The 9,836-nt window shown below is 42.9% G+C and carries 6 protein-coding genes; 3 read left to right on the forward strand and 3 right to left on the reverse strand.

Annotated elements, in window-relative coordinates; translation table 11 throughout:
• Window positions 1–128: 128 nt before the first annotated feature.
• Entirely contained in the window at window positions 129–4,013 is a 3,885-nt protein-coding gene (purL, locus tag H5162_RS20840; protein ID WP_182779421.1) for a phosphoribosylformylglycinamidine synthase, read from the reverse strand.
• A 253-nt stretch (window positions 4,014–4,266) separates the two neighbouring features.
• On the opposite strand from purL, the gene mltF reads away from it, so the two are divergent.
• Entirely contained in the window at window positions 4,267–5,787 is a 1,521-nt protein-coding gene (mltF, locus tag H5162_RS20845; RefSeq protein WP_259397229.1) for a membrane-bound lytic murein transglycosylase MltF, read from the forward strand.
• 134 nt (window positions 5,788–5,921) lie between these two features.
• Window positions 5,922–6,089 (forward strand): hypothetical protein, encoded by a 168-nt coding sequence (locus H5162_RS20850; protein WP_182779422.1) that lies wholly within the window; start codon window positions 5,922–5,924, stop codon window positions 6,087–6,089.
• Here the strand turns inward: H5162_RS20850 and tadA are convergent.
• On the reverse strand, window positions 6,086–6,589 hold the full coding sequence (tadA, locus tag H5162_RS20855; RefSeq protein WP_145235034.1) for a tRNA adenosine(34) deaminase TadA: 504 nt from the start codon (window positions 6,587–6,589) through the stop codon (window positions 6,086–6,088). The genes H5162_RS20850 and tadA overlap by 4 nt on opposite strands.
• Window positions 6,590–6,768: 179 nt before the next feature.
• On the opposite strand from tadA, the gene H5162_RS20860 reads away from it, so the two are divergent.
• A complete protein-coding gene (locus H5162_RS20860) occupies window positions 6,769–8,073 on the forward strand; it encodes an inosine/guanosine kinase (RefSeq protein WP_145235032.1) in 1,305 nt (434 codons plus the stop codon).
• Window positions 8,074–8,093: 20 nt separating this feature from the next.
• Here H5162_RS20860 and glsB read toward each other — a convergent pair whose 3' ends face one another.
• On the reverse strand, window positions 8,094–9,017 hold the full coding sequence (gene glsB / locus H5162_RS20865) for a glutaminase B (RefSeq protein ID WP_145235030.1): 924 nt from the start codon (window positions 9,015–9,017) through the stop codon (window positions 8,094–8,096).
• Window positions 9,018–9,836: the final 819 nt, after the last annotated feature.

The raw sequence follows: 9,836 nt of genomic DNA on the forward strand, positions 1-9,836 counted from the left end.
CTTTGACCTTTGACCTTTGACCTTTGACCTTTGACCTTTGACCTTTGACCAGCATAAACAAAAAAGGCTGCACAGTGCAGCCTTTTATTCTAGTACTAGATAATGAATCTAGTGTGTATAAATATAGTTTAACCTACATTTTTACGTGCATTGCGGAACATACGCATCCATGGGCTATCTTCGCGCCACTCATCTGGGTGCCACGAGTTAGCAACCGCACGGAATACACGTTCAGGGTGAGGCATCATTACAGTAGCACGGCCATCAGCTGAAGTAATACCTGTGATACCTTCTGGCGAGCCGTTCGGGTTAGCAGGATATTGTGTCGTAGGGTTACCGTAGTTATCAACAAACTTAACCGCTACAGTACCTGACTCAAGCGCTGCTTTCACTGCTGCATCATTAGCAAACTCAGCATGACCTTCACCGTGAGACACAGCGATAGGCATACGAGAGCCCGCCATACCGTTGAAGAATACCGAAGGATTCTCTTGCACTTCAACTAAGCTAAAACGTGCTTCAAAACGCTCAGATTTATTTGTCACAAAGCGTGGCCAATGTTCAGTGCCAGGGATCAACTCTTTTAATGTTGATAACATCTGACAACCGTTACACACACCTAAACTAAATGAGTCTTGGCGCTCAAAGAAGCTTTGGAACTGCTCACGTGCCATATCATTAAATAAGATTGATTTAGCCCAACCTTCACCAGCACCTAACACGTCACCGTAAGAGAAGCCGCCACATGCCACTAAGCCTTTAAACTCTTCCAGACTTAAACGCCCTTCAAGAATATCGCTCATGTGTACATCAACTGCCGCAAAACCAGCACGGTTAAATGCAGCTGCCATTTCTAAATGCGAGTTAACACCTTGCTCTCGTAAGATAGCCATTTTAGGCTTAGCGCCTGTCGCAATATACGGTGCTGCCACATCTTCATTTAAATCGAAGTTTAGTTTAACGTTAAGACCAGGGTCTTTAACATCAAACTTGGCATCAAATTCTTGCTTAGCACAATCAGGGTTATCACGACGTGCTTGCATTTGGTAGGTGGTTTCTGCCCAAATAGTACGTAATTCAGTACGCGTATTACTGAGTACAGGGTTACCAGCGCGGTTAAATACCACACTGTCGTCACTGTTAAGTGTGCCAATTTCATGGCTGATTGCAGCAATGCCATGTTCAGCAAATACTGCGTTCACGACCTCTAAATCACTATTAGCAACTTGGATTACCGCTCCGAGCTCTTCATTATAAAGTGCTTCAATGTCAGAACCTGTTAAACCATCTAAATTAACAGTCACACCAGTATGACCCGCAAATGCCATTTCAGCCACTGTGGTAAATAAACCACCGTCTGAACGGTCATGATAAGCAAGTAACTTATTATCAGCGACTAACGCTTGCATTGCATTGTAAAAGCCTTTTAGTAATTCAGGGCTATCTACATCTGGCGTTACATCACCTAATTGCTTATAAACTTGCGCTAAACTTGATGCACCTAGTCGGTTTTTACCAGCACCTAAGTCAACCAAAATAAGTGAGGTTTCACCTTTATCTGTACGTAGCTGCGGAGTAACCGTTTTACGTACATCGTCAACACGACCAAACGCGGTGATAATAAGTGATAATGGTGCTGTTACTGACTTCTGCTCGCCATTCTCATCCCACTGGGTTTTCATCGACATAGAGTCTTTACCCACAGGAATGGTTAAACCAAGAGCAGGACAAAGCTCTTCACCCACCGCTTTAACTGCTTCGTAAAGACCCGCATCTTCGCCAGGGTGACCAGCTGCTGCCATCCAGTTAGCAGACAACTTAATGTTTTCAAGCGGTCCAATGTTAGCACAAGCAATATTGGTTAATGATTCAGCTACGGCCAAACGTGCTGATGCACCGTAATTAAGCAATGCTGCAGGTGTACGCTCACCAAGAGACATTGCCTCACCATGGTAAGTGTCATACGTTGCTGCAGTTACGGCACAGTTAGCAACTGGCACCTGCCAAGGACCAACCATTTGGTCACGAGCAACTAGCCCTGTTACTGAGCGGTCACCAATGGTGATCAAGAACGTCTTTTCAGCAATCGCAGGTAAACGTAATAAACGTGTTGCCGCTTCACTTACGTCAATATTTGCAGTATCCAGCGCTTTACCAATAACTTGTTGAGATTGCGCTTCACGGTGCATTTTAGGTGCTTTGCCTAATAACACATCCAGTGGTAAATCAACGGGGTTGTTACCAAAATGGCTATCTGCAACGGTTAAATGACGCTCTTCAGTCGCTTCACCTATCACAGCATATTGCGCACGTTCACGCTTACAAATGGCTTCAAAACGGTCAAAATCTTCAACCGCGACAGCAAGTACATAACGCTCTTGAGACTCGTTACACCAGATCTCATGCGGTGCCATGCCCGGCTCATCATTCGGAATATCGCGCAGTTGGAATTTGCCCCCACGACCACCGTCATTAACAAGCTCAGGGAATGCATTTGATAAACCGCCCGCGCCCACATCGTGAATAAACGCGATTGGGTTAGCATCACCTAACTGCCAGCATTTATCGATGACTTCTTGACAACGACGTTCCATTTCTGGGTTTTCACGTTGTACTGACGCAAAATCTAAATCTTCATTTGATTGGCCTGACGCCATTGATGAAGCAGCGCCGCCACCTAAACCAATGTTCATCGCTGGGCCACCTAACGCAATCAACTTAGCGCCAACAGGAATTTCACCTTTTTGTACGTGGTCAGTACGAATATTACCTAAACCACCTGCAAGCATAATTGGCTTGTGGTAACCACGCACCTCAAGGCCATTATGACTAGTTACTTGCTCTTCATAAGTGCGGAAGTAACCAACTAAGTTTGGACGACCAAACTCATTATTAAACGCAGCGCCACCCAATGGGCCCTCAGTCATAATATCTAATGCTGTAACGATACGAGCAGGCTTACCAAAATCAGTTTCCCACGGTTGCTCGTAACCAGGAATACGTAAGTTTGATACAGTAAAGCCAACTAAACCTGCTTTTGGCTTAGAGCCACGGCCTGTTGCACCTTCATCACGAATTTCACCACCTGAACCGGTAGCAGCACCAGAAAAAGGTGCAATCGCAGTTGGGTGGTTATGGGTTTCAACTTTCATCAAGATTTCAATGTTCTCTTGATGATATGCATATTCACCTTCAGCATTTGGGAAGAAACGACCCGCTTTCGAACCTTTCATTACTGCGGCGTTATCTTTATAAGCAGATAATACGTTTTCAGGGTTTAGCTCGTAGGTATTTTTAATCATTTTGAATAGCGATTTAGGCTGAACTACACCATCGATGGTCCAATCTGCATTAAAAATTTTATGACGACAATGCTCTGAGTTTGCTTGTGCAAACATAAATAATTCAATGTCGTTCGGGTTACGCCCTAACTTTTGGAAGTTTTCTACCAAGTAATCAATTTCGTCATCAGCAAGGGCAAAACCTTGCTCAACGTTTGCAGTTGCTAGCGCTTCACGGCCGCCGGCTAAAATGTCAACTGATGACATTTGACTCGGTGCATCAGTACGGAATAACGTCGCAGCGTCGTCCATTGCGCTGTGCGTTGCTTCGGTCATGCGGTCATGTAATAAGGCTGCAACTTGATTTAATTGCTCAGCGTTTAAGTCACCTTCAACATAATAAGCGATGCCGCGCTCAACACGGTGTACTTGAGTTAAGCCACAATTATGTGCAATATCCGTCGCTTTTGAAGCCCATGGCGAGATTGTGCCAGGACGAGGCGTTACTAACACCAAAGTGCCTGCAGGTGTATGTTCGGCAATCGTTGGACCATAGGTAAGTAACTTCTCAAGCTTAGTTTGCTCATCACTTGACAGCTGTGCGGTTAGATCTGCAAAGTGTGCATACTCAGCGTATACATTAGTGACTGGAAGTTGCGCCTGTTGGCAACGGGCTAAAATTTTCTGAACTCTAAAATCGGAAAGTGCTGGTGCACCACGAAGGATCAACATAGGTATTTTCATCCGGGGTTAGGGATTGAACGATATTTTAGGCGGGTATTATATACTCAAGTAACTCGGAAATACAGGTTAAGCAGGGAATTAAAATTGCGGCAAGAGCGCTATAAGTTAGCATCGTTTATTACTAATAATGCCTAGTGGCAGATGAAATATCAAACACAGTAAAGTCAACTATGACAAATCGCCAAGTGACGTCATCGCAAAGTTTTGATATAAGGGTGTAATAGCATTCAAGGGGCACAGTATGTTTAAACAAAAGCTAATAACAATCATTACGTTAGTAATGCTTTTGTGTGCCTGCGATATGCAACAGCAGCAATCTCAACTTAGCCAAATAAAAACTCAAAACAAAATCAGAGTGGGTACGTTAGCTGGAGCAAGTAATTATTATCAAGCAGTGCAAGGTGAACAAGGATTTGAATATGAGTTAGCCCAAGAGTTTGCAGATCACCTTGGGGTTGAACTGGAGATGGTGCCATTTTTTAACTTATCCGACATGTTTTCACGCTTAGATAGCGGCGATTTAGACTTAATAGCCTCTGGTTTAACGTACAATAAAGTACGCGCCCAAGATTACCGTTTTGGCCCAACCTATCGCACAATTAGCCAAAAACTGGTTTATAAACAAGGTAGAGTAAGACCTCGTGATTTTGATGATCTAACCGATAACCTGACAGTACTTGCCAAAAGTAGCCATTCATTGGCACTGCAACAAATTAAACAAACTCACCCCAATTTAAATTGGCGCGAAACAGAAGATCTCGACGAAGAAGAGCTATTACAAGCAGTGATCGATGGTGAAATTGATTACACTCTTGCCGACTCACATACCCTATCGTTGTTTCGTCGCTATCACCCTAATCTTAGTATTGGTTTTTCTGTTACTCGTAACGATCCCATTGCTTGGCTGCTGCGCAAAGACGGCGACGATTCGTTATATGCGTTAATGGTGCCGTTTTTTGGTGAAGTAAAACAAAGTAATCAGCTTTATGTACTTGAAGAAAAATATTTTGGCCATGTCCGCCAATTTAACTACGTTAATACCCTTGCCTATATTGAAGCAATTAAAGAAACACTGCCAAAATATCAACCTTGGTTTGAGCAATATGCAGGCAGCCTAGATTGGCGATTACTTGCAGCTTTAAGTTATCAAGAATCAATGTGGAATCCGCGAGCAAAATCCCCCACAGGAGTTCGTGGTATTATGATGCTCACTCGTGATACTGCAAAGCAGGTCGGCGTAACTAATCGTCTTGCTCCTGAGCAAAATATCAAAGGCGGCGCAGAATATTTGACGAAGCTAGAAAAACGAATTCCCGACCGCGTTCCTCAGCCAGATCGTACTTGGCTAGCTTTAGCATCCTATAATATTGGTTGGGGTCACGTGAACGATGCTCGTATTATTACCGAGCAGCAAGGTGCTAGCCCTGATAAATGGGCTGATGTGAAAAAACGCTTACCGCTATTAATCAAAAAACGTTACTACCGTAAAACCAAGTATGGCTATTCGCGCGGTGACGTTGCAGTCAAGTATGTGGATAATATTCGTCGTTACTACGATGCACTAGTTTGGTTAGATGAAAATGACGCGATCAGCACACCGACTACTGAACCCGATGATGCAGAACAAATAGATCAACCTACTACCCAAGCTGCTGAGATTAAAAATCCAAAGCCTGCCACAATACAAACCACGGTCTCCCCAACAAAAGATGACAGTATCGATGAGCAAGCACCGCAAAAAAAAGATAACGGCGAACAATAAAAATAACTTTAAATGCGATAGGTACGCGCAAACTAAAATATCTATTTACTTGTCATCAAATGATCACTAATGTGTAGTATCAAGTATATAATTAACTTATATCTTTTCTCACTCTCACATTTTCAGGAGAAACCATGCTGAAACGTCGGCGTACACATTCGTTCAAACGAAATGTTATTTATTCATCATCTACCCGTCGCAGAATAATGCTGCGTAATTTACATAGAAAAGTAATTTGGCGTCGCAGAATGTTTGCAATGCAACAAATGGCAGAGTTAAACATTGCAGCACCTGCAGGTTAAGCCTTCAGGTCACGCAAAGCTTTCTTTGCAGCTTTTATTTCTTGACGGCGGCGTTTAAAAAAATCAGAAATAGTTTGCCCACATAACTCACCTAGTATTCCGGCCTCAACTTCAACCTGATGATTTAATCTAGGATCTTGTAATAGATTCATAATAGAGCCTGCTGATCCTGTTTTTTCATCCGCAGCACCAAACACTAAACGTTTGATACGACTGTGTACTAGCAACCCGGCGCACATAGAGCATGGCTCCAACGTGACGTATAAAGTACAATCAATCAAGCGGTAATTATTAACGACCTTGCCACCTTCGCGTATCGCAATCATCTCTGCATGAGCAGAAGGATCGTTATCGGTAATCGAACGATTGTAGCCAGCTGCAATCAACTGATTATCTTTGACCAGTACAGCACCGACAGGAATTTCATTCAACTGCTCCGCTTTTTTTGCATACTCTAGAGCTTGCGCCATCCAATATTGATCGTTCAATTGTTCACTCATTGACTTAATCTTTAACTAATTATTGTTTAATTATACTCACTTAGGCCATTAAAACTCTAAATATACTGATTAGTGATAAAAATAAAACAAATTAAAACAGCTTTAACATGGCTCACCCCGTGCGATTTACGATATAATCTCTCGCTTTTTTTATTTAGCTCACAACACACGGGTAGCAAATGAAATTTCCTGGACGCCGCAGGCATAAACATTATTTTCCAGTGGAAGCCAAAGATCCACTTACTAATCAACTCAACGCCAGTGATAAGTTGCAACGCAGCTACATCACAGGGATAGATCAAATCGTAGTTGATATAGAAGCTAAAGTCGATCAAGCTTTCCTTGACGAATTTCAACTGCGCCGAGGTATGTCGCAAGTTATTGATAGTGATATAACCAATGCATTATATGACCGCTTAAAACTCAACGATATGATCGATTATGAGTTTGCAGGCGGTACTATCGGCAACACTATGCACAACTACTCAGTATTAGCGGATGACCGCTCTGTACTACTGGGTGTGATGAGTGAAAACATTAAAATTGGTAGCTACGCTTATCGCTTTTTATGTAACACCTCAAGTCGTGTCGATCTCGACTACTTACAACCGGTAGATGGTCCGATCGGTCGCTGCTTTACACTCATTGACGATACTGGTGAACGTACTTTTGCCATCAGCGCAGGGCTGATGAACCACCTACGACCTGAATCAATCGATCAGGAGTTAATAGAGAACTCATCGGCATTAGTGATCAGTGCTTACTTAATGCGTACGCAAGGTTCTGAGACAATGACAGAAGCAACAATGCAAGCTGTCAAATATGCCAATGATGCTGGCATCCCTGTCGTACTCACTCTTGGTACTAAGTTTTTAATCGAGCAAGACCCTACTTGGTGGGCTAGTTTTGTTGAAAAACATGTTGATATTTTAGCAATGAATGAGGAAGAAGGGCTGGCAATAACTGGCTTTGAAGACCCTCTACTTGCTGCTGATAAAGCACTTGATTGGGTAGATTTAGTGATCTGTACCGCAGGTGAAAAAGGCTTGTTTATGGCAGGCTACATCGATGAGCAATTTAAACGAGAAACAGAATACCCATTGCTGCCTGGCGCAATACCAGATTTCAATCGTTATGAGTTTTCGCGCGCTATGCGCAAAGTTGACTGTCAGCAGCCAATTCGTGCATACAGCCATACAGCGCCATTTATGGGTGGTCCAGACTCTATTAAGAACACCAATGGTGCAGGAGATTGTGCATTAGCGGCGGTACTACATGACTTATCGGCAAATGTTTACCATAAGCTCAATGTTGGTAATTCAGCTAAACACCAGCAACCGGCAATGACCTACTCATCATTAGCACAAATTAGTAAGTATGCTAACCGTGCCAGTTTTGAGGTGTTAGTACAGCATTCACCGCGCTTATCTCGTGGTTTACCTGAGCGTGAAGACTGCCTCGAACAGGTTTATTGGGAGCAGTAACAACTCCCAATACATATTAGTTAAAAAATAGAGATATCAAGTTTTTTAGATAGCAGCTCAAGGGCTGCTATTCCTGCCACCGAGTTGCCAAATGAATTTAACCCAGGCGACCATACTGCCACTGTAAACTTATTCGGTAACACCGCTAATATAGTGCCCGATACTCCTGATTTACCCGGCATACCAACCCTATAACCAAAATCGCCCGCCGCATCATAGAGGCCGCTGGTAAATAATAATGAGTTGAGCTGTTTGTTTTGCAGACTTGAAAGTACGCGTCTATTAGACACGTTATCTATCCCTTTATTGGCCAGAAAGTTATATGCTTTAGCCAATTCGACACAATTGAGCTCTATTGCACAAAAATTAAAATATGCCCATAACACATCATCAACTTCGTTTTTAAAGTTACCAAAGGACTTCATTAAATGCCCCATTGCAGCATTACGATGACGAAATTCATACTCAGAATTAGCGACCTTCTTATCAATCACTATGCCCTTATTTCCAGACAATAACCTAAATGTTTCTAACATTGAATGCATAGGTGCAGACAAGCGGCTATATAACGCATCACAGGTAACGATAGCACCGGCATTTATGAAAGGGTTACGCGGTATACCCTTTTCAAACTCAAGCTGAGTCAAAGAGTTAAACGCAGTACCTGACGGCTCTTTGCCGACTCGTTGCCATAATTCATTACCATAGCGCTGCAGCGCTAACGTTAACGTCATTACTTTAGAAACAGATTGAATTGTAAAGCGTTGCGAGCAATCGCCTGCGCAAAATGTCTGGCCATCAGTCGTATATATAGCAATAGAAAATTGGTTAGCATCAACCTCAGCCAATGCTGGAATATAATCCGCCACTTTACCTTGTGATAACAGTGGTTGCACCTCAGCGGTAATTTCATTTAAGACTTGTTGATAATCAGAGGTAGGCAAGGTAACCCTCATTGGCATTGAAAACAGAAATAAAATTCTACCATATTAGAAGAAAAGCAGACTGACTTTATTACTCAAATAATACCTAATAAAACACGCTTACAGTCACTTATTAATAATGCTGATTTGCCTTTTACTTACAAAGAGTGCGAGCTTGCCTATCACTTATAGAGGGCGCTAGTTTTCAAGATTAGAAAATGACAGTACACGCATGTCAAAGGTTAACGCTGACGGCTCGAAGCCAATAGCTTTCCTGCAGACGTAAAAAAGCCCGACTATTTCTAGTCGGGCTTTCTCAATTTAGATCCTGTCAATGTCGTGGTGCCCACAGCGGTAGAGAGTCACATAGCAAATGTATAGAGTCGGCTTTAGGCTCTTATTCTTTTTTACCTAAAACCTATTGCCTTTCACCTCGAACCTTCTTTTTACTTTATTCCAGACGTAAAAAAGCCGCTTCATTTCTAAAGCGGCTTTCTCTTATTTGGAGCCTGGCAATGTCGTGGTGCCCACAGCGGTAGAGAGCCACATAGCAAATGCGACACTATCTTTGTGTTGGGGCGACCTTGTGTGGGGCTCGCCTTCGAGCTGTTTTGTTTGATGTATAGGAATACGAATGCCGTGGAGCATAGGGATTGCAAGAGCGGCCACTACTGAGTTCACCATGGGGTCTTGGCTTGGTATTTTTACTTTATTCCAGACAACAAAAAACCCGTCACATCGCTGTAACGGGTTTCTCTTATTTGGAGCCTGGCAATGTCCTACTTTCACATAGCAAATGCTACACTATCATCGGCGCTGTTTCGTTTCACTACTGAGTTC

Origin of the sequence: Pseudoalteromonas sp. SR41-8 (assembly GCF_014163915.1) — a bacterium.
Lineage (GTDB): Bacteria > Pseudomonadota > Gammaproteobacteria > Enterobacterales > Alteromonadaceae > Pseudoalteromonas > Pseudoalteromonas rhizosphaerae.

What these genes read in the sequence shown, in the direction of transcription:
- H5162_RS20850 (WP_182779422.1), top strand. Translation starts at nt 5,922, where the DNA reads ATGCTGAAACGTCGGCGTACACATTCGTTCAAACGAAATGTTATTTAT.
- mltF (WP_259397229.1), top strand. Translation starts at nt 4,267, where the DNA reads ATGTTTAAACAAAAGCTAATAACAATCATTACGTTAGTAATGCTTTTG.
- purL (WP_182779421.1), bottom strand. Translation starts at nt 4,013, where the DNA reads ATGTTGATCCTTCGTGGTGCACCAGCACTTTCCGATTTTAGAGTTCAG.
- H5162_RS20860 (WP_145235032.1), top strand. Translation starts at nt 6,769, where the DNA reads ATGAAATTTCCTGGACGCCGCAGGCATAAACATTATTTTCCAGTGGAA.
- tadA (WP_145235034.1), bottom strand. Translation starts at nt 6,589, where the DNA reads ATGAGTGAACAATTGAACGATCAATATTGGATGGCGCAAGCTCTAGAG.